This is a genomic window from Pseudomonas fluorescens, assembly GCF_001902145.1.
Lineage (GTDB): Bacteria > Pseudomonadota > Gammaproteobacteria > Pseudomonadales > Pseudomonadaceae > Aquipseudomonas > Aquipseudomonas fluorescens_BV.
Window position 1 is genome coordinate 174,004 of record NZ_MRST01000027.1, and the last position, 24,249, is coordinate 198,252.

General features: G+C 60.0%; 20 protein-coding genes. 13 read left to right on the top strand and 7 right to left on the bottom strand.

Annotated features, from left to right (window positions below):
- Positions 1–309: 309 nt before the first annotated feature.
- The 6 genes from BUE92_RS23805 to BUE92_RS23830 are packed head-to-tail and all read left to right on the top strand — an operon-like array spanning position 310 to position 6,349.
- Positions 310–3,231, top strand: coding sequence for a monovalent cation/H+ antiporter subunit A (locus BUE92_RS23805; protein ID WP_073526634.1), 2,922 nt, complete (start codon positions 310–312; stop codon positions 3,229–3,231).
- Positions 3,231–3,575, top strand: coding sequence for a Na+/H+ antiporter subunit C (locus BUE92_RS23810; protein WP_003192163.1), 345 nt, complete (start codon positions 3,231–3,233; stop codon positions 3,573–3,575). The genes BUE92_RS23805 and BUE92_RS23810 overlap by 1 nt, the downstream gene beginning before the upstream one ends.
- Positions 3,572–5,254: a monovalent cation/H+ antiporter subunit D gene (locus BUE92_RS23815; RefSeq protein ID WP_073526635.1), complete on the top strand. Its 1,683-nt coding sequence runs from the start codon at positions 3,572–3,574 to the stop codon at positions 5,252–5,254. Before BUE92_RS23810 ends, BUE92_RS23815 begins: the two co-directional genes overlap by 4 nt.
- Positions 5,251–5,739 carry a Na+/H+ antiporter subunit E gene (locus BUE92_RS23820; RefSeq protein ID WP_073526636.1) on the top strand — a complete coding sequence of 163 codons (489 nt, stop codon included), beginning with the start codon at positions 5,251–5,253 and terminating at the stop codon, positions 5,737–5,739. Before BUE92_RS23815 ends, BUE92_RS23820 begins: the two co-directional genes overlap by 4 nt.
- Complete coding sequence (locus tag BUE92_RS23825) at positions 5,736–6,014, top strand: K+/H+ antiporter subunit F (RefSeq protein ID WP_003192168.1); 279 nt, start codon at positions 5,736–5,738, stop codon at positions 6,012–6,014. Before BUE92_RS23820 ends, BUE92_RS23825 begins: the two co-directional genes overlap by 4 nt.
- Entirely contained in the window at positions 6,011–6,349 is a 339-nt protein-coding gene (locus BUE92_RS23830; RefSeq protein WP_073526638.1) for a Na+/H+ antiporter subunit G, read from the top strand. Before BUE92_RS23825 ends, BUE92_RS23830 begins: the two co-directional genes overlap by 4 nt.
- 667 nt (positions 6,350–7,016) lie before the next feature.
- Here BUE92_RS23830 and BUE92_RS23840 read toward each other — a convergent pair.
- Positions 7,017–7,475 carry an HIT family protein gene (locus BUE92_RS23840; RefSeq protein ID WP_073527207.1) on the bottom strand — a complete coding sequence of 153 codons (459 nt, stop codon included), beginning with the start codon at positions 7,473–7,475 and terminating at the stop codon, positions 7,017–7,019.
- A gap of 421 nt (positions 7,476–7,896) precedes the next feature.
- Here BUE92_RS23840 and BUE92_RS23845 point away from each other — a divergent pair, with 421 nt between their 5' ends.
- The gene (locus BUE92_RS23845; RefSeq protein WP_073526642.1) at positions 7,897–8,232 is read left to right on the top strand and encodes a DUF6124 family protein; all 336 of its coding nucleotides are present in this window, start codon (positions 7,897–7,899) and stop codon (positions 8,230–8,232) included.
- A gap of 218 nt (positions 8,233–8,450) precedes the next feature.
- Here BUE92_RS23845 and cysS read toward each other — a convergent pair whose 3' ends face one another.
- Complete coding sequence (cysS, locus tag BUE92_RS23850; protein WP_073526644.1) at positions 8,451–9,833, bottom strand: cysteine--tRNA ligase; 1,383 nt, start codon at positions 9,831–9,833, stop codon at positions 8,451–8,453.
- A gap of 15 nt (positions 9,834–9,848) precedes the next feature.
- Positions 9,849–11,549: a glutamine--tRNA ligase/YqeY domain fusion protein gene (locus BUE92_RS23855; protein ID WP_073526646.1), complete on the bottom strand. Its 1,701-nt coding sequence runs from the start codon at positions 11,547–11,549 to the stop codon at positions 9,849–9,851.
- Positions 11,550–11,786: 237 nt separating this feature from the next.
- Here BUE92_RS23855 and BUE92_RS23860 point away from each other — a divergent pair, with 237 nt between their 5' ends.
- Both BUE92_RS23860 and lpxH read left to right on the top strand, forming a co-directional pair.
- Positions 11,787–12,290, top strand: coding sequence for a peptidylprolyl isomerase (locus BUE92_RS23860; protein WP_073526649.1), 504 nt, complete (start codon positions 11,787–11,789; stop codon positions 12,288–12,290).
- On the top strand, positions 12,287–13,036 hold the full coding sequence (gene lpxH / locus BUE92_RS23865) for a UDP-2,3-diacylglucosamine diphosphatase (RefSeq protein WP_073526651.1): 750 nt from the start codon (positions 12,287–12,289) through the stop codon (positions 13,034–13,036). The genes BUE92_RS23860 and lpxH overlap by 4 nt, the downstream gene beginning before the upstream one ends.
- Before the next feature lie 138 nt (positions 13,037–13,174).
- On the opposite strand, the gene BUE92_RS23870 is transcribed toward lpxH, so the two are convergent.
- Genes BUE92_RS23870 through BUE92_RS23885 form a run of 4 tightly spaced genes read right to left on the bottom strand, consistent with a single transcriptional unit; the run spans position 13,175 to position 17,840 of the window.
- Positions 13,175–14,704, bottom strand: a complete 1,530-nt coding sequence (locus BUE92_RS23870) for a DHA2 family efflux MFS transporter permease subunit (RefSeq protein ID WP_073526654.1) — start codon at positions 14,702–14,704, stop codon at positions 13,175–13,177.
- Positions 14,704–15,903, bottom strand: a complete 1,200-nt coding sequence (locus BUE92_RS23875) for an HlyD family secretion protein (protein WP_073526656.1) — start codon at positions 15,901–15,903, stop codon at positions 14,704–14,706. The genes BUE92_RS23870 and BUE92_RS23875 overlap by 1 nt, the downstream gene beginning before the upstream one ends.
- Positions 15,904–15,918: 15 nt before the next feature.
- Complete coding sequence (locus BUE92_RS23880) at positions 15,919–17,370, bottom strand: efflux transporter outer membrane subunit (protein ID WP_073526657.1); 1,452 nt, start codon at positions 17,368–17,370, stop codon at positions 15,919–15,921.
- Positions 17,367–17,840 (bottom strand): MarR family winged helix-turn-helix transcriptional regulator, encoded by a 474-nt coding sequence (locus BUE92_RS23885; protein ID WP_032896609.1) that lies wholly within the window; start codon positions 17,838–17,840, stop codon positions 17,367–17,369. Before BUE92_RS23885 ends, BUE92_RS23880 begins: the two co-directional genes overlap by 4 nt.
- Positions 17,841–18,033: 193 nt before the next feature.
- On the opposite strand from BUE92_RS23885, the gene BUE92_RS23890 reads away from it, so the two are divergent.
- The 4 genes from BUE92_RS23890 to BUE92_RS23905 all read left to right on the top strand — a co-directional run bounded on the left by BUE92_RS23890 (position 18,034) and on the right by BUE92_RS23905 (position 24,209).
- Positions 18,034–19,026: a fimbrial protein gene (locus tag BUE92_RS23890; protein WP_073526658.1), complete on the top strand. Its 993-nt coding sequence runs from the start codon at positions 18,034–18,036 to the stop codon at positions 19,024–19,026.
- A gap of 151 nt (positions 19,027–19,177) precedes the next feature.
- The gene (locus tag BUE92_RS23895; protein ID WP_073526659.1) at positions 19,178–20,158 is read left to right on the top strand and encodes a fimbrial protein; all 981 of its coding nucleotides are present in this window, start codon (positions 19,178–19,180) and stop codon (positions 20,156–20,158) included.
- Positions 20,159–20,212: 54 nt separating this feature from the next.
- Positions 20,213–23,035, top strand: a complete 2,823-nt coding sequence (locus BUE92_RS23900) for an ATP-binding protein (protein ID WP_073526660.1) — start codon at positions 20,213–20,215, stop codon at positions 23,033–23,035.
- Positions 23,022–24,209, top strand: a complete 1,188-nt coding sequence (locus BUE92_RS23905; protein ID WP_057014765.1) for an EAL domain-containing response regulator — start codon at positions 23,022–23,024, stop codon at positions 24,207–24,209. Before BUE92_RS23900 ends, BUE92_RS23905 begins: the two co-directional genes overlap by 14 nt.
- Positions 24,210–24,249 lie beyond the last annotated feature (40 nt).

Genomic DNA, 24,249 nt, shown 5'->3' on the forward strand with positions numbered 1-24,249 from the left:
GGCAAGCCCGAATACCAGTCAGTTAAGGCTTTTTGTAGGAGCGAGCTTGCTCGCGAAAAACTTACAGGCGCCGCGTTCATTCAGCAAACACGCGTTATCGTTGACGTTTTTCGCGAGCAAGCTCGCTCCTACAGTAGGCGAGGGCAAGCCCGGCTCCCACAGGGTCGGCATTTCAGTTGAGAGGTAGGCTGAAACAGTGCCAAATGGGAGGTTTCAGCCTACCTTGTAGGATCCTGCCACATCTTGCCGTTTGGTGATCGTGAAAGCGGCACGTATGATGCATCCCAAACTCCCGCAGATTAGAAGCCTATGTCCCTGATAGTTCTACTGCTTCTGCCTTTTATCGGCAGCTGTCTGGCGGCCTTGCTGCCGCATAACGCACGTAACACCGAATCCCTGTTGGCCGGCCTTGTGGCACTGGTCGGTACTATTCAAGTCGCCCTGCTCTACCCCCAGATCGCCCACGGTGGCGTGATCCGCGAAGAATTCATGTGGTTACCCAGCCTGGGGCTGAACTTCGTGTTGCGCATGGATGGGTTTGCCTGGCTGTTCTCGATGCTGGTGCTGGGCATCGGCACGCTGGTGTCGCTGTATGCGCGCTACTACATGTCGCCGGACGACCCGGTGCCGCGTTTCTTTGCGTTTTTCCTGGCGTTCATGGGCGCCATGCTTGGTTTGGTGATCTCCGGCAACCTGATCCAGATCGTATTCTTCTGGGAACTGACCAGCCTGTTCTCGTTCCTCCTGATCGGCTATTGGCACCACCGTGCAGATGCGCGACGTGGTGCGTATATGGCGCTGATGGTCACTGGCGCAGGTGGGCTGTGCCTGTTGGCGGGAGTGATGCTGCTGGGGCATATCGTCGGCAGCTATGACCTGGACCAGGTGCTGGCGGCGGGCGATCAGATTCGCGCGCATTCGCTGTACCCGGTCATGCTCGCCCTGGTGCTGATCGGCGCCTTGAGCAAAAGCGCGCAGTTCCCCTTCCATTTCTGGCTGCCCCACGCCATGGCGGCGCCCACCCCGGTTTCGGCTTATCTGCATTCGGCGACGATGGTGAAGGCCGGCGTGTTCCTGCTGGCCCGCCTGTGGCCGTCGCTGTCCGGCAGCGAAGAATGGTTCTGGATCGTCGGCGGTGCCGGCGCCCTCACGCTCCTCCTCGGCGCTTACTGCGCCATGTTTCAAAACGATCTCAAGGGCCTGCTGGCCTATTCCACCATCAGCCACCTCGGGCTGATCACCCTGCTGCTGGGCCTTAACAGCCCGCTGGCCGCTGTTGCCGCTGTCTTCCACATTCTCAACCACGCCACGTTCAAGGCTTCGCTGTTCATGGCGGCGGGCATCATTGACCACGAAAGCGGCACGCGGGATATCCGCAAGCTCAGCGGCCTGGTGCGCCTGATCCCGTTTACCGCGACCCTGGCGATGGTGGCCAGTGCGTCCATGGCCGGGGTGCCGTTGCTCAATGGCTTCCTGTCCAAAGAGATGTTCTTTGCCGAAACCGTGTTTATTTCGTCGACCCGTTGGGTGGAAATCGCCCTGCCGGTGATCGCGACCATCGCCGGTACGTTCAGCGTGGCCTATGCCCTGCGCTTTACCGTGGATGTGTTCTTCGGCCCGCCCGCCACAGACCTGCCACACACGCCCCACGAGCCCCCGCGCTGGATGCGCGCACCGGTCGAGCTGCTGGTGTTCACCTGCCTGCTGGTGGGGATTTTCCCGGCCCAGATGGTCGGCTCGATCCTCGCCGCTGCCGCCCTGCCGGTGGTGGGCGGTACGTTACCGGACTACAGCCTGGCGATCTGGCACGGCTGGAACGCACCGATGATCATGAGCCTGGTGGCGATGACCGGCGGCGTGGTGCTGTACCTGATGCTGCGCAAGCAACTCAAGCGTGGCCGCTTCGAATACCCGCCGCTGATCGGCTACTTCAACGGCAAGCGCGGTTTCGAGCGTTGCCTGGTGGTGATGATGCGTGGCGTGCGCCGCATCGAGAAACGCATCAGCACCAAGCGCCTGCAAACCCAATTGTTCCTGTTGGTGCTGCTGGCGGTGATCGGCGCGATGATCCCGATGATCAACAGTGGCCTCAGTTGGGGCGACCGCCCGAAAATCCCGGGTTCCATCGTCTTCGTCACCCTGTGGTTGCTGGCGATTGCCTGCGCCCTCGGCGCCGCCTGGCAAGCCAAGTACCACCGGCTGGCGGCCCTGACCATGGTCAGCGTGTGCGGCCTGATGACCTGCGTCACCTTCGTGTGGTTCTCGGCGCCGGACCTGGCCCTCACCCAGCTGGTGGTGGAAGTGGTCACCACCGTGCTGATCCTGCTCGGCCTGCGCTGGCTGCCAAGGCGGATCGAAGAGGTCTCACCCCTGCCCAGCTCGCTGCGCAAGGCGCGTATCCGCCGCCTGCGTGACTTGCTGCTCTCCACCGTGGTGGGCGGCGGCATGGCGCTGTTGTCCTACGCGATGCTGACCCGCCAGACACCCAACGATATCTCCTCGTTCTACTTAAGCCGTGCGCTGCCCGAAGGCGGCGGCAGCAATGTGGTGAACGTGATGCTGGTGGACTTCCGTGGCTTCGACACCCTGGGCGAAATCACCGTATTGGGCGCCGTGGCCCTGACCGTGTACGCCTTGCTCCGTCGCTTCCGCCCGTCCAAGGAAAGCATGGAGTTGCCACCCCAACAGCGCCAACTGGCGCCGGACGTGGCCACCGACCTGGTCAACCCGCGCCAGGCCAGTGACACCGCCCTGGGCTTTATGATGGTGCCGGCGGTGCTGGTGCGCCTGCTGCTGCCGATTGCGCTGGTGGTGTCGTTTTATCTGTTCATGCGCGGCCACAACCAACCTGGTGGTGGCTTCGTCGCCGGGCTGGTGATGTCAGTGGCGTTTATCCTGCAATACATGGTTGCCGGCACCCAGTGGGTCGAGGCGCAGATGAGCCTGCGGCCGATGCGCTGGATGGGCTTCGGCCTGCTGTCGGCCACCTTGACCGGGCTGGGCGCGCTGTTCGCCGGGTACCCGTTCCTCACTACGCATACCTGGCATATCAGCCTGCCGTTACTGGGCGATATACATATCGCTAGTGCGCTGTTCTTTGACGTCGGCGTGTACGCCATGGTCGTAGGCTCGACCCTGTTGATGCTCACCGCCCTCGGCCACCAGTCGGTGCGCGCGCATAAACCGAGCAACCAGCCCAAAGTGGTTGCTGCAACCGAAGGAGCCGCCTGATGGAAGAAGTCATCGCAATAGCCATTGGGGTCCTGGCGGCCTCCGGCGTCTGGTTGATCCTGCGGCCTCGGACATTCCAGGTAGTCATGGGTTTGTGCCTGCTGTCCTACGGGGTCAACCTGTTTATCTTCAGCATGGGCAGCCTGTTTATCGGCAAGGAGCCGATCATCAAGGACGGCGTGCCCCAAGACCTGCTCAACTACACCGACCCACTGCCCCAGGCCCTGGTGCTCACGGCCATCGTGATCAGCTTCGCCATGACCGCGTTGTTCCTGGTGGTGCTGCTGGCATCCCGGGGCCTGACCGGCACTGACCATGTAGACGGCCGGGAGCCCAAGGAATGACGTGGATGAATCAACTGATCGTCGCGCCGATCCTGCTGCCGCTGCTCACCGCCGGGCTGATGCTGATGCTGGGCGAGAAACGCCGCCCGCTCAAAGCCCGAATCAATCTGTGCTCCAGCATCGTCGGCCTGGGCGTCGCCATCCTGCTGTTGTACTGGACGCAACAAGGCGGCCCCGGCTCCATTGGCGTGTACCTGCCGGGCAACTGGCAGGTGCCGTTCGGCATCGTCCTGGTGGTGGACCAACTGTCGGCGATGATGCTGGTGCTTACCGGGGTTATCGGCGTCAGTGCGCTGCTGTTCGCCATGGCCCGCTGGGACCGTGCGGGCACCAGCTTCCATGCCCTGTTCCAGATCCAACTGATGGGACTGTATGGCGCCTTCCTCACCGCCGACCTGTTCAACCTGTTCGTGTTCTTCGAGGTGCTGCTGGCAGCCTCCTACGGCCTGATGCTGCACGGTTCCGGCCGTGCGCGGGTGTCGTCGGGGCTGCATTACATTGCAATCAACCTGCTGGCGTCGTCGCTGTTTCTGATTGGCGCGGCGATGATCTACGGCGTCACCGGCACCCTGAATTTCGCTGACCTGGCGCTGAAAATCCCGCTGGTACCGGAGGCCGATCGCGGCCTGTTGCATGCCGGTGCGGCGATCCTGGCTACGGCGTTCCTGGCCAAGGCCGGCATGTGGCCGCTGAACTTCTGGCTGGCCCCCGCCTATTCCTCGGCCAGCGCGCCGGTGGCGGCAATGTTCGCGATCATGACCAAGGTCGGCGTGTACACCGTGCTGCGCCTGTGGACCCTGCTGTTCTCCGGCCAGGCCGGCGCCTCGGCGCTGTTTGGCGGCGACTGGCTGGTGTACGGCGGCATGGCGACCATCATTTGCGCGGCACTGGCGATGGTGGCGGCGCAGCGCCTGGAACGCATGGCCAGCCTGAGTATCCTGGTGTCGGCCGGGATCTTGCTGTCGGCGGTAGGGTTTGCCCAGCCGAGCCTGACCGCTGGGGCGCTGTTCTATCTGGTCAGTTCCACCCTGGCACTGAGTACGCTGTTTTTGCTGGCGGAGTTGATCGAGCGTTCGCGTTCGGCCAACGACCTGCCACTGGATGAGGAGATTGATGCGCTGCCCAAAGCCATGGAATCGCTGCATCCGCGCCCGGGTGTGAACCTGGACGATGAGCAAAAAGCAGTGATCGGCCAGGTCATCCCCTGGACCATGGCCTTCCTCGGCCTGAGCTTTATCGCCTGCGCGCTGCTGATTATCGGCATGCCGCCGCTGTCCGGGTTTATCGGCAAGCTCAGCCTGTTGAGCGCGCTGATCAACCCACTGGGCCTGGGCAACGCCGTGGACGAATCAATCCGCCCAGCGGCCTGGGGCCTGGTGGCGCTGCTGATTCTCTCTGGCCTGGCCTCGCTCATCGCTTTCGCCCGCCTCGGCATCCAGCGCTTCTGGACCCCGGAGGAGCGCCCGTCACCGCTGTTGCGCCGTTACGAATGTGTGCCGATCTTCCTGCTGCTGGGGCTGAGCATCGCGCTGACCTTCAAGGCCGAGGCGCTGATGCGCTACACCCAGGCCACCGCCGACAGCCTGAACAACCCGGAACACTACGTGATGGCAGTGCTCGCGACCCGGCCAGTGCCCAGCCCTGAAGCCAAGGCCGCCGCCCTGGAGGTGCAGCCATGAAACGCCTGTTCCCTGCTCCCTGGCTGTCGTTGGCGTTGTGGGTATTGTGGCTGGTGCTGAACTTGTCGATAAGCCCGGGCAACCTGCTGCTGGGCGCACTGTTGGGCGTTCTTGCGCCGCTGATGATGGCGCCGCTGCGCCCGCTGCCGATCCGCATCCGCCGCCCTGGTGTGATCGTGCACCTGTTTTTCCGGGTCGGCCTCGATGTGATCATCTCCAACCTGCACGTGGCCTGGGGCGTACTCACTTGCGGCTCACGCCCACCGCGCTCGCGCTTTATCAAGATCCCCCTGGACCTGCGCGACGCCAACGGCCTGGCTGTGCTAGCGATGATCACCAGCGTGACCCCCGGCACCGTCTGGTCGGAACTGGCCCTGGACCGCAGCATCCTGCTGCTGCACGTTTTCGACCTGGATGACGAAGCCTCGTTTATCCAGCAATTCAAGCACGCCTACGAACGGCCCCTGATGGAGATCTTCGAATGAGCGCCCTGCTCGCCAATGCGATCCTGTTCAGCCTGTTCCTGTTTTCCCTGGCCATGGTGCTGACCCTGGTGCGCCTGTTCAAAGGCCCCTCGGCCCAGGACCGGGTACTGGCGCTGGACTACCTGTACATCCTGGCGATGCTGATGATGCTGACCCTGGGTATTCGCTATGCCAGCGACACTTACTTTGAAGCAGCGCTATTGATCGCGCTGTTCGGCTTCGTCGGTTCGTTCGCCCTGGCCAAATTCCTGCTGCGTGGCGAGGTGATTGAATGATGCCGTTATGGGTGGAAATCATAGTGGCGGCGTTGCTGGTGCTCAGCAGCCTGTTTGCCTTGATTGGCGCGATTGGCTTGCTGCGGATGAAAGAATTTTTCCAACGCATGCACCCGCCGGCACTGGCGTCGACGTTGGGGGCGTGGAGTGTGGCGTTGGCGTCGATCATCTACTTTTCGGTGCTCAAATCCGGGCCGGTGTTGCATGGGTGGTTGATTCCGATTTTGCTGTCGATCACCGTGCCGGTCACCACACTGCTGCTGGCGCGAACGGCCCTGTTCCGCAAGCGCATGGCCGGTGATGACGTACCCGCCGAAGTCAGTAGCCGCCGCTGATTCATCAGGCGAACGCAGTAAAAATGTGGGAGCTGGCTTGCCTGCGATAGCGGAGTTTCAGTCAATGATGCTGTGACTGATAAACCGCTATCGCAGCATAGGTATCTACACAACTTTGTAGCCTGTAGCAGCCGACGGTAACCACGATGCGAAGCGAGCCGCTCTTGATCTTGATCTGCTCTGCTTTTGATCTTAGGCGCCCCGTTAAACCACGCTGGCCGGAATTCGACAGTGATTTGGGGGGTAAACCGGCAGGGATGCCGGTTTAGCCGCCCCGCGCCATGGATGGCGCGTGGCGGCGGCCCCCCAAATCAATGTCGGATTACGGGTACACCGAGCCTAGGCGAGGTGCCGAGTGGTGGGGCAAGAGCCTTTTGGTTACTTTTGGGCTCTTCAAAAGTGACCCGCTGTAAAAGCGGAACCAATAGCAGCCATTACCGCAGGAACGGATATGTACGCGGTCTGATCCGAGATCCTGGTCGGCTTTCAGGCCGCCTTCGCAGGCAAGCCAGCTCCCACATTGGATCGCGGGGCATCAGTTAGATCAGCGTCGGCTGCCAGGCCGTCGCGGGAGCAAGCTCCCTCGCCACAGGTCCAGCGTCGCCTCGAAGTTGTGTAGATACCTATGGCTATCGCAGGCAAGCCAGCTCCCACATTTTTAACCGCACTAGGCGAAAGACCGGATCCGCTCTGCCAGCTCAGCCAGTTCGGCATCATCCGCCCGCACATGATCGTGGGAAGAGATATAGCCCTCATAAGCCGCAAAAAACTTATCCACCTTCGAGCTCAACGGCTTGAACGTGCTGTCCTGCCCCGTCCCATGCATGGGAAACAATTTCGCGTGCAGGTGATCCACCCCATACCCCTCCAGGATCATCCCCGTACGCGCCACATCGGGAAACACGCGGTCGATCTGCTGTGCGGTTTTCTTCGCGGCTATCGCAAGCCCTGCCAACACTTCATCCGACTGCGCAAACGCATAACTGCCGTAATGCTGCTTGGGAATCACCACGCTGAAACCCGGTGTGTTGGGGAAGATCGACAGGAACGCCATATGCTGATCATCCTCCCACAGGATATGGGCCGGGGAAGTTTTGCGGACAATGCTGCAGAAAATACAATCCATTTGAATCACCGCCAGTTTCGTCTTGGGTTTGGTCGTGGCAATCATCTAAAGCCAGGAGCAGACGGGCGTCAAACTCAATGGGCATTTTGGGAAATATCCTAAAATTTAGATATTGCTATCGCGCCACGTACGGAAATTTCCGACAGCGTTTTAGGGTTGCCGCTGGGAAGCTGGCTGCCTAATCTTTGGCGGTCGCTGCAAATTCAGCGACCGAGTTTCGCAGCTCGGTTAAACTCTAGACGCACAGCGTCCACCTCAGATAGCGGGCGCTTTTTTATGCCTGATGTTATGGCGGCTGTGCGCGGGATACCTTCGGGTATGCCGGGTGCTAGAGTCCCGGTCTGCGAACCTGCGTACAGCTGCCACCCAAATATCGTTTCGCAGCGATGGGTGGTGACTCCAATACTCTAGGAACTACGCCATGATTAAAGACAGCCCCAATCCGCCTTCAGATTCAACCGTGTTCCACACCGCCGCTCATCGAGCAATCAACCACTATCTGAACCCGTCTGAGAAACCAGAGCCGTCTGCTGAGGGCCATGGTTTGTTTACCGTGCGCGAAGGACTAGACGTCGAGACGCTGCTGGTCAACGCCTCGGAGGATCTAGCGTCGGTTCATGCACTGGCAAGCCATTTGGCATTTGAGATCGACGGCAATCCTCGCAGCGTGGCCCTGGGAATTTGTCGAATGCTGGAGGGGATCCAGTTAATGGTGGATAAAACACTAAGCCTCAAAGACCATCCAACTCACACATAAATCTGAAACCGAAGAGTTCGCAAAGTGGGCACGGTAAAAAATGTGAGAGCTGGCTTGCCTGCGATTGCAGCGGGTCAGCCAACATTTTCGGTAACTGACACTCCGTCATCGCAGGCAAGCCAGCTCCCACAGTGGATCGAGTGAAACGTTAAACAGTGTGCAAAAAAACGCCCCGAACCTGTCGGGGCGTTTTTCATTCAGCGTGCAGCTATCAACCGTCAGTCAGCCAACCGCCACGTCGTCCCACCCTTCCCGTCTTCCAACACCACGCCCATCGCAGTCAATTGGTCACGGATACGGTCAGACTCCGCCCAGTCTTTATTGGTACGAGCCGTCAAACGCGCCTGGATCAGCGCCTCCACTTGCGCCGCATCCACACGCCCTTCAGCACCAGCCTGCAGGAAATCATCAGCTTCCATCTGCAACACACCCAGCACGCTCGCCAGTTCTTTCAAGCGCGCCGCCAAACCCGCTGCCGCGTCGAGATCAGTCTCACGCAAGCGGTTGATCTCGCGCACCATCTCAAACAGCACGGCGCAGGCTTCCGGGGTGCCGAAGTCGTCGTTCATGACTTCGGTAAAGCGTGCCACGAACGTTTCGCCACCAGCAGGCGCAACCGATGGCAAGCCTTTCAACGCGTGATAGAAACGCTCCAGGGCGCCCTTGGCGTCCTTTAGGTTGTCTTCCGAGTAGTTGATGGCGCTGCGGTAGTGGCTGGACACCAGCAGGTAACGCACCACTTCCGGGTGGTACTTCTCCAGCACGTCGCGGATGGTGAAGAAGTTGTTCAAGGACTTGGACATCTTCTCGCCATTGATGCGGATCATGCCGCAGTGCATCCAGGCGTTGGCGTAGGTCTTGCCAGTGGCAGCTTCGCTCTGGGCGATTTCGTTTTCGTGGTGCGGGAACTCCAGGTCGCTGCCGCCGCCATGAATGTCGAAAGTCTCGCCCAGGCAGCAAGTGGACATCACCGAGCATTCGATGTGCCAGCCCGGACGCCCAGGGCCCCACGGCGACTCCCAGCTTGGCTCGCCGGGCTTGGTACCTTTCCAGAGTACGAAGTCGAGCGGGTCCTGCTTGGCTTCGTCGACTTCGATGCGCGCACCGATGCGAAGGTCTTCGATCTTCTTGCGCGACAGCTTGCCGTAGCCCATGAACTTGGCGACGCGGTAGTACACGTCGCCGTTGCCTGGGGCGTAGGCGTAGCCCTTGTCGATCAGGGTCTGGATCATCGCGTGCATGCCCGGGATGTGGTCCGTTGCGCGCGGCTCCATGTCGGGCTTGAGGATGTTGAGGCGCGCCTCGTCCTCGTGCATGGCGGCGATCATGCGCTCGGTCAGCGCATCGAACGACTCGCCGTTCTCGTTGGCACGGTTGATGATCTTGTCGTCGATGTCGGTGATGTTGCGCACGTACGTCAAGTCATAGCCGCTGAAACGCAACCAGCGGGTCACCAGGTCGAAGGCAACCATGCTGCGGCCGTGGCCGATGTGGCAATAGTCGTACACGGTCATGCCGCACACGTACATGCGCACCTTGTTGCCATCCAGCGGCTTGAAGACTTCTTTGGTCTTGCTGAGCGTGTTGTAGATCGTTAGCACGATGTTTCCCTTAAATCACTGGCCCCACGAATCTCGCAAGGTCACGGTACGGTTGAATACCGGCTGACCTGGTTTCGAGTCCTTGATATCTGCGCAGAAGTAACCTTCGCGCTCGAACTGGAAACGGTCTTCCGGCTGTGCGTCGCCAAGCGATGGCTCGGCACGACAACCAGTGAGTACTTGCAGGGAATCAGGGTTGATGTTGTCGAGGAAACTGGCGCTGTCTTCGGCCTTCTCAGGGTTTGGCGAGCGGAACAGACGATCGTACAGGCGCACTTCGCACTCGATGCTGGCAGCGGCCGGTACCCAGTGGACCACGCCCTTGACCTTGCGGCCTTCAGGGTTCTTGCCCAGGGTATCCGGGTCGTAGGAGCAACGCAGTTCGACGATGTTGCCGTCGGCGTCCTTGATCGCTTCGTCGGCACGGATCACGTAGCTGCCGCGCAGACGCACTTCGCCGTTCGGCTCCAGGCGCTTGTAGCCTTTTGGCGGCTCTTCCATGAAGTCGTCACGGTCGATGTAGATTTCGCGGGCGAATGGCAATTTGCGCACGCCGAGTTCTTCTTTCTGCGGATGGCGCGGCAGCTCGAGGTTCTCGACCTGGCCTTCCGGGTAGTTGGTGATCACGACTTTCAACGGACGCAGCACGCACATGGCGCGCGGTGCATTCGCATCCAGGTCCTGACGGATGCTGAATTCCAGCATGCCGAAATCGACCACACCGTCGGAACGGTTGGTGCCGACCATGTCGCAGAAGTTACGGATCGACGCCGGGGTATAGCCGCGACGGCGGAAGCCCGACAGGGTCGACATGCGCGGGTCATCCCAGCCATGCACGTGTTTTTCATCGACCAACTGCTTGAGCTTGCGCTTGCTGGTGATGGTGTAGTTCAGGTTCAGGCGGCTGAATTCGTACTGACGCGGGTGCGCCGGTACCGGCAGGCTGTCCAGGAACCACTCGTACAACGGGCGATGGCTTTCGAACTCCAGGGTGCAGATGGAGTGGGTGATGCCTTCGATGGCGTCCGACTGGCCGTGGGTGAAGTCGTAGTTGGGGTAGATGCACCACGTGTCACCGGTCTGGTGGTGGTGGGCATGGCGGATGCGGTACATGATCGGGTCGCGCAGGTTCATGTTCGGCGAGGCCATGTCGATCTTGGCGCGCAGCACGCGGGCGCCGTCCGGGAATTCGCCGGCGCGCATACGGTTGAACCAGTCCAGGTTCTCTTCCACCGAACGGTCGCGGAACGGGCTGTTCTTGCCCGGCTCGGTCAACGTGCCACGGTACTCCTTGGCCTGCTCCGGGGTCAGGTCGTCCACATAGGCCTTGCCGGCCTTGATCAACTCGACGGCCCAGTCGAACAACTGATCGAAGTACTTGGAGGCATAGCGCACTTCACCGGACCATTCGAAGCCCAGCCACTTGATGTCGCTTTCGATGGCGTCGATGTATTCCTGGTCTTCCTTGGCCGGGTTGGTGTCGTCGAAACGCAGGTGCGTGACGCCACCGAACTCCTGGGCCAGGCCGAAGTTCACACAGATCGACTTGGCGTGGCCGATGTGCAGGTAGCCGTTGGGCTCAGGTGGGAAACGGGTGACGATCTGCGTGTGCTTGCCCGAATCCAGGTCCGCCTGGATGATCGGGCGCAGGAAGTTGACCGGGACGGCAGGTCCGGCCTTGGCATTCGAGGTAGGGTCGACAGTGGGCTTGCTCATAGGATCCTTGAACAGACAGGTGCGTGGCCAGGTGGGGCCAGATAAAACAAAGGGCTCATAATAGCCGAAGCAGTCAAGACACATACAGAGCGTGGCCAATTAATTGCCCGGGCGGTAAAAAACCACCTCGAAATTCCCGCAGGGCACGCTAAACTGCGCGCCTTGGCCGTCGTTTAGCCAGACAGGTAAGGCGCCCAGGCGCCCACACCCACGAATTCCCTGAAAAGAGTAGCGAACATGACTCAAGTCAAACTGACCACCAACCACGGTGACATCGTCATCGAGCTGAACGCCGAGAAAGCGCCGATCACCGTCGCCAACTTCATCGAATACGTTAAAGCCGGCCACTACGAAAACACCGTTTTCCACCGTGTCATCGGTAACTTCATGATCCAGGGCGGCGGTTTCGAGCCAGGCATGAAAGAAAAGAAAGACAAGCGTCCAAGCATCCAGAACGAAGCGGACAACGGCCTTTCCAACGACAAGTACACCGTCGCCATGGCCCGTACCATGGAGCCGCATTCGGCCTCCGCGCAGTTCTTCATCAACGTCGCCGACAACTCTTTCCTGAACCACAGCGGCAAGAACGTGCAGGGTTGGGGCTACGCGGTGTTCGGTAAAGTCACCGAAGGCACCGACGTTGTCGACAAGATCAAAGGCGTATCGACCACCTCCAAGGCCGGTCACCAGGACGTTCCAGCCGAAGACGTGATCGTCGAGAAAGCCGAGATCGTTGGGTGATATTGCTGATTTCAGATTTGCATCTGGAAGAGGAGCGCCCGGACATCACCCGGGCGTTTCTGGATCTGCTCCACGGCCGCGCCCGTGGCGCCCAGGCGTTGTACATTCTGGGGGACTTCTTTGAAGCCTGGATTGGCGACGATGGCATGACCCCCTTCCAGCAGTCCATCTGCGCGGCTCTGCGTGAGCTGAGCGACAGCGGCACCCCGATTTTCATCATGCACGGCAACCGCGATTTCCTGATCGGCAAGGCGTTCTGCAAAGCGGCAGGCGCCACCTTGCTCAAGGACCCGACCGTTGTGCAGTTGTATGGCGAGCCTGTGCTGTTGATGCACGGCGATAGCCTCTGCACCCGCGACCTCGGCTATATGAAGCTGCGGCGCATCCTGCGTAACCCGATTGTGCTGTTTATCCTGCGCCACCTGCCCTTGGGCACGCGCCACAAACTGGCGCGCAAGTTGCGCAGTGAGAGCAGCGCCCAGGTGCGCATGAAGGCCAACGACATTGTCGATGTCACCCCTGAAGAAGTGCCACGGGTGATGCAGCAGTTCGGCGTGCGCACCCTGGTCCACGGCCATACCCACCGCCCCGCCATCCATAAGTTGCAGATCGGCGACCAGGCGGCCAAGCGTATTGTGCTGGGGGACTGGGACAAGCAAGGGTGGGCGTTGCAGGTAGATGAGCAAGGCTTTCAACTGGCGGCGTTTGACTTCGTCAATCCGCAGTTGGCATTGCCTGGCGCATAACCCTGCGACACAACACCGATCAACCTGTGGGAGCTGGCTTGCCTGCGATAGCATCACCTCGGTGCATCTGATACACCGAGGTGTCTGCATCGCAGGCAAGCCAGCTCCCACACTTGAGTGCATTCCAACTTTTGTGGATCAGTGCCCCGAAGCAGCAGGCCCGGCCTTTGCCGTAAACGGTGGCTTGGCCAGCCACACCAGCAACATCAAGCCCGCGAAGATCCACCCCATCAGCGTGAAGTAATCCACGGTGGACATCATGTACGCCTGGCTGGTGAGAATCTGGTCCAGTTGGGTATAGGCCTTCTGCCCTGCCCCACCCAGCGCCTGCAAGGCATCGCGCGTGGTCGAGTCGTAGACGGTCATGTTCTCGCTCATGTAGGCATGGTGCTGGTCGGCCCGGCGAATCCAGATCCAGGTGGTGAGCGAGGCCGCGAAGCTGCCGCCCAAAGTGCGCAGGAACGTCGCCAGCCCCGCACCGTCGGCAATCTGGTGCGGCGGCAGGTCGGACATCAGGATGCTCAAGGTCGGCATGAAGAACAGTGCAACGCCGATGCCCATGAACAGCTGCACCAGGGCGATGTGCTGGAAGTCCACCTCGTTGGTGAAGCTGGCACGCATGAAACAGCTCAAGCCCATCGCCAGGAACGACAACCCCGCCAGCAGGCGCAGGTCGAACTTGTGCGCGTACTTGCCCACGAACGGCGACATCAGCACCGGCAGGATGCCGATCGGCGCTACGGCCAGCCCGGCCCAGGTGGCGGTGTAGCCCATCTGGGTTTGCAGCCACTGCGGCAGGATCAGGTTGATGCCGAAGAAGCCGGCATAGCCGCCGACCAACACAATGGTGCCGATACGAAAGTTGCGGTGCGCGAACAGCCGCAGGTTGACCACCGGGTGCTTGTCGGTCATTTCCCAGATCACGAACACCGCCAGGGCAATCACCGAAATCGCCGCGCCGATGATGATGAAGTTGGACTCGAACCAATCCAGGTCATTGCCCTTGTCGAGGATGATCTGCAAGGCACCGACGCCGACGATCAGGCTCAACAGGCCCACATAATCCATCGGTTGGTGACTGGTGACCACCGGGCGTTTCTTCAACTGCGAACGCACTACCATCACCGCGAAGATACCGATGGGCACGTTGATGAAAAAGATCCACGGCCAGCTGTAGCTGTCGGTGATCCAGCCACCGAGGATGGGACCTGCAATCGGCGCCACCACCGTGACCATCGCCAATAACGCCAGGGCCATGCCGCGCCTCGCGGGTGGGTAGACCGCAATCAACAGCGTTTGGGTCATCGGGTACAACGGCCCCGCCACTAACCCTTGCAGCACGCGAAAGCCGATCAGCTCAGGCATCGAGGTGGAGATACCGCACAGGAACGAGGCCAGCACAAACAGAATGGTCGCCCACAGGAACAGCTTCACCTCACCAAAGCGCCGGCTCAACCAGCCGGTGAGCGGCAAGGCGATGGCGTTGCTCACTGCAAACGAGGTGATCACCCAGGTGCCCTGCTCCGAACTCACGCCCAGGTTGCCGGAAATGGTCGGCAACGCCACGTTGGCGATGGTGGTGTCGAGCACCTGCATAAAGGTCGCCAGCGACAGGCCAATGGTGGCCATCAACAGGCTGGGTGGCGTGAACGAGGCGTTATTGCTCATCAGCGTTGCGCAGCCTTGGGGGCGGCGACGCTGTTGTCATGGATCAGTTGGCTGATCATGGCATCGGCTTCGGCCAATTGGCGGTCGTACACGTTGGTGGTGAACGAGGCTTTTTGCGGTGCCTGTTGCGCCAGCACCGGGCCGCTCTGGTCGTGCAGGTCTACGTTGACCACGGTGCTCAAGCCCACTCGCAGCGGGTGTTTGGCCAGCTCTTGGGCGTTGATATGGATGCGCACGGGTACCCGCTGCACGATCTTGATCCAGTTGCCGGTGGCGTTCTGCGCGGGCAGCAAGGCGAACGCGCTGCCGGTGCCGGCGCCGAGGCTGTCGACGGTGCCGCTGTACTTCACGTCGCTGCCGTAGATGTCCGACTCGATATCCACCGGCTGCCCGATGCGCATATCCCGCAGTTGGGTTTCCTTGAAGTTGGCGTCGATCCACAGCTGGTCCAGCGGGATCACCGCCATCAGCGCGGTGCCCGGCTGCACGCGCTGGCCCAGTTGCACGGTGCGCTTGGCCACATAGCCGGTAACCGGTGCGATCAAGGTGCTGCGCGCATTGGTCAGGTACGCCTGACGCAGTTGCGCAGCAGCCGCTTGCACATCGGGGTGGGACGAGATCACCGTGTCATCCACCAGCGCATTGGTGGTTTTCAGTTGTTGCTCAAGGTTGGTCAAGGCGTTCCTGGCGGCGGTCAGGCTGTCACGGGCGTGGGACAGTTCTTCCTGGGAAATCGCGCCGCCCTGGGCCAGGGTCTTACGGCGGTTGTAGTTGTCCTGGGCGGTTTGCACATCGGCTTTCTGCGCATTGACCTGGGCTTTCATGCCATCGACATTGCTGTACAGGCCACGCACCTGGCGCACGGTGCGGGCCAGGTTGGCCTGGGCGCTTTGCAGGCCTACGGCGGCGTCGTTGGGGTCGAAGTTGATCAGCACCTGGCCTTCGTGGACCAGGTCGCCATCGTCGGCGCCAATGCTGACCACTGTGCCGGTGACCAGCGGGGTGATTTCCACCACGTTGCCGTTCACATAGGCGTCGTCGGTGCTCTCGTTAAAGCGCCCGTAGAACTCATACCAGGCCCACACGCCCACCACACTCAGAATGACGATCAGCGCCAGGCCGATCAGCATCACTTTGCGTTTGCGGGGGTTGGTGTCTTTGGGTTGTTCGGTTGCGTTGGTGCTTTCGGCAGTGGCCATGACAAATACCTCAAATTATTCCGTGCGTGTAGCCGGGGTGGTCGCGGCCACGCTGTTGGCGTGGTACCCGCCACCCAGGGCCTGCATCAATTGAATCGACAGGTCGATCTGCGCCGCATTCAGGGTCGCCAGCTGACGCTGGGCCTGCAGCAATTGCTGCTCGATGCTGAGCACATCCAGGTAGTTACCGATGCCTGAGCTGTAGCGTTGCACCCCGGTGTCGTAGGACTGCTGCGCGATATCGGCGGCATGCTGCTGGGCCTTGATCTGCCGCCCGGTGTCGCGCAATTGCGAGAGGCTGTTGCCGATATCACCCAGGGCTTGCACCAGGGTTTTGTTGTACTGGGCCACGGCCAGGTCGTAGTCTGCGTCGCGGGCATCGAGGTCGGCGCGCAGGCGGCCGCCGTCAAAAATCGGCAACGAGATCGTCGGCGCAATGTTGAAGAAGCGGCTGGCCGAACCGAACATCGCATCGCCCAGCAACGACTCAGCGCCTGCGCTCGCGCTCAGGTTGAGGTTGGGGTAGAAGCGAGTCTTGCTGGCGTCGATGTTCTTGCTCGCGGCCTCTACGCGCCAGCGTGCGGCGACCAGGTCCGGGCGACGGCCAAGCAGCTCGGCTGGCAACACCGCCGGCACGGCCACGGCGCTGGGTTTGAGCACCGCTGGGCGAGCTAACTCATCACCGCGGTCCGGGCCTTTGCCGAGCAATACGGCGAGGGCGATCTTGGCGCTTTGCAGCTGTTTTTCCGCATCGATCAACTGCGACTGGGAGCTGGCTTCCAGGCTTTCGGTCTGCTGGTACTGGTATTCGCTGTCGATACCGGAACTCAGGCGGCGCTTGCTCAGGTCGAGCATCTGGCGGGTGCGCTTGAGGTCATCAACGGCCAGGTCACGCACGATATGGGCCTGGCCCAGGTCGCTGTAGGCCTTGGCCACGTTGGCGGCCAGGGTCAGGCGCGCGGCCTGCCGATCGACTTCGGCAGCGCGAGCCTCGCCCAACGCGGCTTCCCAGGCGGCGCGCTGGCCACCCCAGAGGTCGAAGTTGTAGTTGAAGCTGGCGCCGATGTTGCGCACCGTCGAATAGGCATCGCCCTGCCCGCGTGGGTCCTGATCCTTGGCCAGGCGCGAACGGCTCACGCCAGCGCTGGCATCCAGGGTCGGCATACGCGCGGCGTTGGCGGCATAGGCGGCGGCTTCGGCCTGGTGGGCACGGGCGTCGGCGACTTGCATGTCGGGGCTGCTTTGCAGGGCTTCTACAATCAAAGCGTCAAGCTGTGGGTCGCCGAGGCTTTTCCACCAGTCAGCGGCCGGCCACGCGGCGCTCGACAGCGTCACGCCGCTGAGGGATTTGCCGGTTTGCAGGGTATTGGCGTCGAGGCGCTGGCCCTGGGTGTCGAGGCCGCTGTAATTGGCGCAACCGGCCAGCGTCATCGCCGCCAGCACCAGGCTGAATGCGCGTGTGTTCATGATCTACCTACCCGCTGGATCGTGATGGGGTCACCCGCAGCGATCAGCATTTTCTTCAGGATCCGCTCCAGGGTTTCCAGCTCGCCCGGCTCAAGCACGCCGGCCAACTGGTTGAGGGCCTTGGCGCCAATGTTCGGGAGCATGTCCGCCAGGCGCTGGCCCTCGGCGGTCAGCACCAACTGCACCTGGCGACGGTCCAGCTCGGAGCGCTTGCGGCTGAGCAGGTCTTTTTGCTCCAGTCGGTCGAGCATGCGCGTCATCGAGCCGCTGTCCAGGGACAGGTTGCGGCACAGCTCCGCCGGGGTGTCGACGCCGAATTGGGCCATGATGATCAACACCTTGAACTGCGCGGCGGTGATGCCGTGGGGTTCCATATGGGTGTCGATGATGCGGTCCTTGAGAATCGCGGCGCGGCCCAGCAACAGGCCGAGGTGGCAGTTGTGGAAGTTGTCAGGGGTGAAGTGAGGCATCGAAAGTCACCTTATTACTGCCTAGGCAGTGAATGTGTGACGAGATGTTACTGCTTAGGCAGCGAATGTCAAATGGAATAATTAGGTTGCTTGGTAAATGGTGGATAGGCGGTGGGTTTTAAGGTTTGCCTGATGGGTTGTGGTGCCTGGGCTGTTTAATGTGTCGCGCTTCCCAGCCAATGCAGCCCTATTCATGAAGCCATTAAGACTGCAGCTTGCGCTGCTCGTATTTATCACCACGATGATGATCACGTGTTCGACGATTGCTATAGCGGCGGAGAATTGCGAGTTCAACGGAAACTTCGGGACCGAAAAACTCAACTTCGGCGCAAACCTGACGAGCGATAGCCTGACAATCTCCGCTGACACGCCCAACAAGACAGTGGTTTATCAAGAACGTGTTCTGGGAAAGGAACATATTTGGTTCTGTGCACGGAGTTATCCGTTTGGTTTAGTTCTAAACCCCATGCTGGGCACCGCAACCAGCTGGAGCGACTTATTCCCCCTTGGGAAAACAGGGCTTTCCTACCGTATCAAGTTAAGCTCCAGTCATGGCTATTTAACCCCCCCGGGGTCCCTCCCCGCGACTACCGGCGCAAACCATTTACTTTCTTACATTCAAAAAGGAGATGTCACACTGGAAATCGTCAAATCCAGCACGTTCGCGAAAAAAATAAAAATTGAAGCTGGCCTCTTGGGCAGCCTTAAAGTCGACAATCACACCTTAATAGAATTCAACCTGGCCAACCCCATCATATTCAATACTGCCTCCTGCCAAACCCCGTCCGTGCCCGTCGACATGGGCACCGACTACAACCTCAACGATTTCCCCACCAGCGGCCCCACTAAACGCAAAGTGCACTTCAACATCGCTTTGAATGAGTGCCAGGGCGACATCAGCAAGGTGACGTATTCGCTCAAGGCCAATACCGAAGTCATCGACACGCAAAAAGGTATCGTCGCCCTCAGCAAAGGCCTTAAAAGCGCCCAGGGCATCGGCCTGCAATTGATGGATGATGCCGGGCAACCCATCGCACTGGGCACCACCTACACCTTCAACGGTTTCACCACCACCGGCACCCGTTTCAACATTCCGCTGTCGGCGTCCTACTACCGCCTGCCTAGCGGCGAACTCAAGGCAGGCGAAGGCAATACCGACGTCACGTTTATTGTGAACTACCTGTAAAAAACTAAGGATCGTCTGATTCTCCCCGCGCGCTGGCCCACCCACTAGGTCGCTTGGTAATCGGTCGATTCTAAGGATTACCTGATGGGCTAGCACACCCGCGCTAGTTAGCATAGGACGCTTCTTGAGCCACTCGCATAGCCCTGCCCATATGAAGTACTTGAAGCCGCGTCTTCCCCAGTTCTGCTTTATCACTGCAATCATGCTGGCGTGCTCGACGGCCGCTCAGGCGGGGAGTTGCACCGCCAACGACTCCAAGACTCAGAACCTCAACTTCGGCGCTAGCTTGGCAAACGACGGCATAAGCATTCCCGCCGACACGCCTGATGGCACGGTGGTCTATCGAGAAACTGCGCAAGGGACCGGCCATAGATGGCAATGCACGAATACGTCGATGTATGGCATTAAGCTCAACCCCACGCTGGGCACCGAGACCGCCAATACATCGCTGTTTCCCCTTGGCAAATCAGGACTCTCCTTCCGCATCTGGATGAGTAATCCTGAACGTTACCTAACCGGCTTACATCCTATCAGTGCGAACAACGCGGGCAACTTTTACCAGGTAGACGCGGGTGAGCTAAGGCTGGAAATCGTGAAGACCGGTCCATTGGCAGAAAACACAAAGATTGCTGCAGGCCTCTTAGCCAGCTACCAAGACGACGATCTGATTCTGAAAACCTTCAACCTGGCCAAACCAATCGTACTGAACACCGCCTCCTGCCAGACACCCTCCGTCCCAGTCGCCATGGGCGACGACTATCAGCTTCAGGACTTTAACAACGTTGGTGCGACACCGCGCAAGGTGCGCTTCAGTATTGGCTTGAACCAATGCCAGGCAGGCATCAAGAAGATCACCTATTCGCTCAAGGCCAATACCGAAGTCATCGACGCGCAAAAAGGCATCGTCGCCCTCAGCAAAGGCCTTAAAAGCGCCCAGGGCATCGGCCTGCAATTGATGGATGATGCCGGGCAACCCATCGCACTGGGCACCACCTACACCTTCAACGGTTTCACCACCACCGGCACCCGTTTCAACATTCCGCTGTCGGCGTCCTACTACCGCCTGCCTAGCGGCGAACTCAAGGCAGGCGAAGGCAATACCGACGTCACGTTTATTGTGAACTACCTGTAAAAAACTAAGGATCGTCTGATTCTCCCCGCGCGCTGGCCCACCTAAAGTGCCGACATGCGATTGAAGACCTACCTCCATCAGATCAGCCCGATCCTGTCTACCCCGAACGCCGCCCGCCGCTTGTTGCATTTTTTTGCGCTGGTGCTGCTGGTGGGTATCATCGGTGGGGCTTACAGCTTTCTGCTGTTCACCTTCAACACCGAGATCTCCCAGCGGCGCAGCTATATGAGCAGCGCCATTGCCGAAGCCCACACTTTTTTCACCACCCGCGAAGCGCTGCTGGAAAGCCTCAGCCTGTCAGCTACACGGCGCTACAAAAGCGCCGATGGCGCCGTGTCCGCAGAGGAAGTGTATTTGCTGTTGGGCACGCGCCCCGGCAAGCAGTGGAGTATCTGGCTGACCCAGCGCATGCGCGACTATTTGAAGGCCAGGCAACTCAATCTGATTTACGTGGCCAGCGATGCCCAAGCCAAAGTGGTGCGCCTTTACAACGCCACGCCAACGATCCGCGCGTTCCCAGCGGGTATGCTCGAACAGTTAAAGCGGCTTCAGCAGGAGACTCGTCCGGCCTTGCAGGAGCTATGGCTGACCCAGAACACCGAGGGCCATTCGCAGCTGTACATTTTCATTCGCCTGGATGAGCGCGATATGAATTCGGGTTGGCTAGGCTTGGAAATTGACGACCGGGAAGTTGCCAACACACTGAACGATCACAGCGCCGGGGAGTTCACCATGTTCAACTCCCAGGGCATGCCCTTGTTCAGCAACAGCACCAAGCCGCAGTTCAGCCACAACCTGCCAGGCCTGCAGCAGCAGGATTTCTTTGGTTTTGTCGGCGCGGGATGGCTGCCCGAACAACTGGTGTTGCGCAAACAATTGAAGTCGTCGGACTGGCAACTGGCTTACTCCATCGACCTGCGCGCGGTTCTCGTATCCCTGTGGCCGCAATTGGCCGGGACGCTGGTGTTCTGCGTGTTCGGTATCAGTCTGGTGTGGTTGCTGATACACCGCATTGAACACCGTTTCATTACACCCGCGGTGCAGCGTATCCAGGCCTTGGTGGAAAGCGAGCTGTTCAGCCGTGACGTGATCCAGACCGCGCCCGTGGCCTTGTGTGTATTACGCCGCACCGACGGCCAGGTGGTACTGGAAAACACCTTGTCCCATCAATGGCTCGGCCAGAGTGGCGAACGCGAACAGCTGTGCCCCGGCTGGATCCGCCAAGCCTTCGATGCCCACGAACCGACTTTTACCGATTACTTTGAAACCGCCGATGGCCGCCACCTGTACCTGAGCTGCGCGCCCACCCGTTACAAAGGCGAGGACGTGTTGTTATGTGCCTTCAGCGACATCAGTACCCGCACCCAGATCGAAGCAGCGCTGGAACAGGCGCGCCGGCTGGCCGACAGCGCCAATGAAGCCAAGACCTTGTTTCTGGCCACCATGAGCCATGAAATCCGCACACCGCTGTATGGTGTACTCGGCACCTTGGAACTGCTGGGACGTACCCGTCTGGATGCACAGCAGAAAAACTATCTGAAGGCGATAGAAGGCTCGTCATCCACTTTATTGCAGTTGATCTGCGACGTGCTGGACGTATCCAAGATCGAGGCCGGGCAACTGGCCCTGGAACTGGGTGAGTTCTCCACCTTCGCCCTGGTGCAGGAAGTGGTCCACGTCTATGCAGCGGCGGCTCAAAGCAAAGGGTTGCAGCTCTACGCCTGCATCGAGCCGCAGATGCCGGACCGGATGATTGGCGACATCAGCCGGATCCGCCAGGTGCTCAATAACCTGTTGAGCAATGCCATCAAGTTCACCGACTCCGGGCGGGTCGTGGTGCGAGCCACGCTGTTAAGCCGTGATGGCGAGCGCGCCAGTGTGCAATGGCAAGTCTCGGATACCGGCAAAGGCATCGCGTGCGAAGAGCAGCCGTGCATTTTCGAGCCCTTTTACCAGACTCAGGGCAACCCCAACGTAGTGGCGGGAACCGGCCTTGGCCTGCCGATTTGCCTGCGTTTGACCCAACTGATGAATGGCAGCCTGCGCATGGTGAGTGAGCCGGGCCTGGGAAGCAGTTTTACCCTGGCCCTGCCGTTGGTCGAGTGCGTCAAAGAAGCGCTGCCCACGACCATGACAAGCTTGCTCCCGGAAGTCGTTCTGGTGCTTTCACCGGTTCGCGAGTTGGCCGAAATCATCAGCGGTTGGCTGCGACGCTGGGGCGCACACCCATTGATCGGTCACCCATCCTCTCTCGACCTGCCCACGGCCTGTGTACTGATTGAGCTGCATCCCGGCCCGCTTGAACAACGCCTGGCACCAGATTGGGCCGGGCCGCTGGTGCTGGCCACCAGCGACGGGTGCAATGTACCGCAGATCATGCTGGGAGGCTGGAAGGTCAACCTCAATGACCTGCATGCCCTTCATCAAGCAGTTAGCCAGGCCCAAGGTGTATGGGTTGCATTGCCTGAGCCTGTGAATGAGCAACGCGATCTGCGTAAATTGAAGCTGCATATACTGGTGGCCGAAGACAACGCTATCAACCAGCTGATCCTGCGCGATCAATTGGAGGAGCTGGGCTGCACCGTGGAACTGACGTCGAACGGCGAAGAGGCGTTGTCTCGCTGGCACGAGGGGACGTTCGATATCGTCCTCAGCGACGTCAATATGCCTAAGCTCAACGGCTATGTCCTGGCCCGGGAACTGCGGCGCCTGGGCTGCACCGTACCGATCATCGGCGCCACCGCCAACGCCATGCGTGGCGAAGCCGCCTTGTGCGTGGCGGCAGGCATGAATCATTGCCTCGTCAAACCCTTTACCCTGCGAGCCTTGTTCAATGAACTGGCTCCCTATGAACGAGCCACCCATGAATCGCTGTAGCATTTTGATCGTCGAAGACCACCCCTTTCAACATCAGTACCTGCAGCATCTGTTCGGCGAACTGGGGGACTTCGACCTGGAGTCGGCGCGCGATGGCGAGGAAGCACTGAGCTGTTTGCGCAGGCGCAATTTCGACCTGGTGCTCACCGACCTGATGATGCCCGGCATGGACGGCGTGCAGTTTATCCAGGGCCTGGCCACGCTGCGTGCCAAACCGGCCCTGGCGATCATGAGTGCTGCGTCCCGACGCATGCTGATGAGCGCGAGCCTGGTGGCGAGCAACCTGCAGGTGAATGTCATCGGGTTGATTTCCAAGCCGGTGAACCTTGCAGCCCTGCGTAGCCTGACCGAGCAACTGCTGGACCTGCGCCAGGTAGTATTACCCGCCACCGCCCCGGACATTGAACACCAGGCCCTGCTTGAAGCCCTGGACAACGGCCAGTTGCAGGCGTGGTTTCAACCCAAGAAAGCCCTGATCAACGCACGCATCGTCGCCGCCGAAGCCTTGATACGCTGGATCCACCCGGACTATGGCGTATTGTTGCCGGGCTCGTTCCTGCCCGCACTCAGGGCCTACGGCTTGGAGGAACGCTTATTATGGCGTGTACTGGAACAGGCCATCGCTGCCCAGGCACGCTGGCGGCTACAAGGTTATGACATCCCGGTATCAATCAATTTGCCCACCCATTTGCTCAACAGCTACGACTTGGCTGATCGCATCCTTGCATTCGTCTTGCAACATCAAGGCATTCCTGGACGAATTTGCTTCGAGTTGATGGAATGCTCAGTGCCCAAGGACATCAGTAACTTCTACGCTGGCGCATGCCGTTTGCGCATCAAAGGTTTCGGCCTGTCCCAGGATGACTTTGGCAAAGGCTACAGCTCGTACATGAACCTGGTCTCGACGCCTTTCACCGAGCTCAAGATCGACCGGGCGCTGGTGCAAGGCTGCAATGACAACGAGGAGCTGGCGCAGGCGTTGACCAGCATTGTGGCCCTGGGGCGGCAACTGGGTTTGACCGTGGTGGCCGAAGGTGTGGAAACCGCGCAAGAACTTGCGCTGTTGCGTAAGATCAACTGCACTCAGGTCCAGGGCTTCCTGATTTCCCATGCGGTGTCCTCAGACCAGTTCCAGCAACTGCTGAACCAGGACGGCCCGGCAAGCACCTATTGAGTCTTTGTTCAGAGGTCATTGTGTCCGAGCATACCCCCCT

Excerpts from the sequence above, each read along its gene's own strand:
- BUE92_RS23805 (WP_073526634.1), top strand. The coding sequence starts at position 310 with ATGTCCCTGATAGTTCTACTGCTTCTGCCTTTTATCGGCAGCTGTCTG.
- BUE92_RS23810 (WP_003192163.1), top strand. The coding sequence starts at position 3,231 with ATGGAAGAAGTCATCGCAATAGCCATTGGGGTCCTGGCGGCCTCCGGC.
- BUE92_RS23815 (WP_073526635.1), top strand. The coding sequence starts at position 3,572 with ATGACGTGGATGAATCAACTGATCGTCGCGCCGATCCTGCTGCCGCTG.
- BUE92_RS23820 (WP_073526636.1), top strand. The coding sequence starts at position 5,251 with ATGAAACGCCTGTTCCCTGCTCCCTGGCTGTCGTTGGCGTTGTGGGTA.
- BUE92_RS23825 (WP_003192168.1), top strand. The coding sequence starts at position 5,736 with ATGAGCGCCCTGCTCGCCAATGCGATCCTGTTCAGCCTGTTCCTGTTT.
- BUE92_RS23830 (WP_073526638.1), top strand. The coding sequence starts at position 6,011 with ATGATGCCGTTATGGGTGGAAATCATAGTGGCGGCGTTGCTGGTGCTC.
- BUE92_RS23840 (WP_073527207.1), bottom strand. The coding sequence starts at position 7,475 with ATGGATTGTATTTTCTGCAGCATTGTCCGCAAAACTTCCCCGGCCCAT.
- BUE92_RS23845 (WP_073526642.1), top strand. The coding sequence starts at position 7,897 with ATGATTAAAGACAGCCCCAATCCGCCTTCAGATTCAACCGTGTTCCAC.
- BUE92_RS23855 (WP_073526646.1), bottom strand. The coding sequence starts at position 11,549 with ATGAGCAAGCCCACTGTCGACCCTACCTCGAATGCCAAGGCCGGACCT.
- BUE92_RS23860 (WP_073526649.1), top strand. The coding sequence starts at position 11,787 with ATGACTCAAGTCAAACTGACCACCAACCACGGTGACATCGTCATCGAG.
- BUE92_RS23870 (WP_073526654.1), bottom strand. The coding sequence starts at position 14,704 with ATGAGCAATAACGCCTCGTTCACGCCACCCAGCCTGTTGATGGCCACC.
- BUE92_RS23875 (WP_073526656.1), bottom strand. The coding sequence starts at position 15,903 with ATGGCCACTGCCGAAAGCACCAACGCAACCGAACAACCCAAAGACACC.
- BUE92_RS23880 (WP_073526657.1), bottom strand. The coding sequence starts at position 17,370 with ATGAACACACGCGCATTCAGCCTGGTGCTGGCGGCGATGACGCTGGCC.
- BUE92_RS23885 (WP_032896609.1), bottom strand. The coding sequence starts at position 17,840 with ATGCCTCACTTCACCCCTGACAACTTCCACAACTGCCACCTCGGCCTG.
- BUE92_RS23890 (WP_073526658.1), top strand. The coding sequence starts at position 18,034 with ATGAAGCCATTAAGACTGCAGCTTGCGCTGCTCGTATTTATCACCACG.
- BUE92_RS23895 (WP_073526659.1), top strand. The coding sequence starts at position 19,178 with ATGAAGTACTTGAAGCCGCGTCTTCCCCAGTTCTGCTTTATCACTGCA.
- BUE92_RS23900 (WP_073526660.1), top strand. The coding sequence starts at position 20,213 with ATGCGATTGAAGACCTACCTCCATCAGATCAGCCCGATCCTGTCTACC.
- BUE92_RS23905 (WP_057014765.1), top strand. The coding sequence starts at position 23,022 with ATGAATCGCTGTAGCATTTTGATCGTCGAAGACCACCCCTTTCAACAT.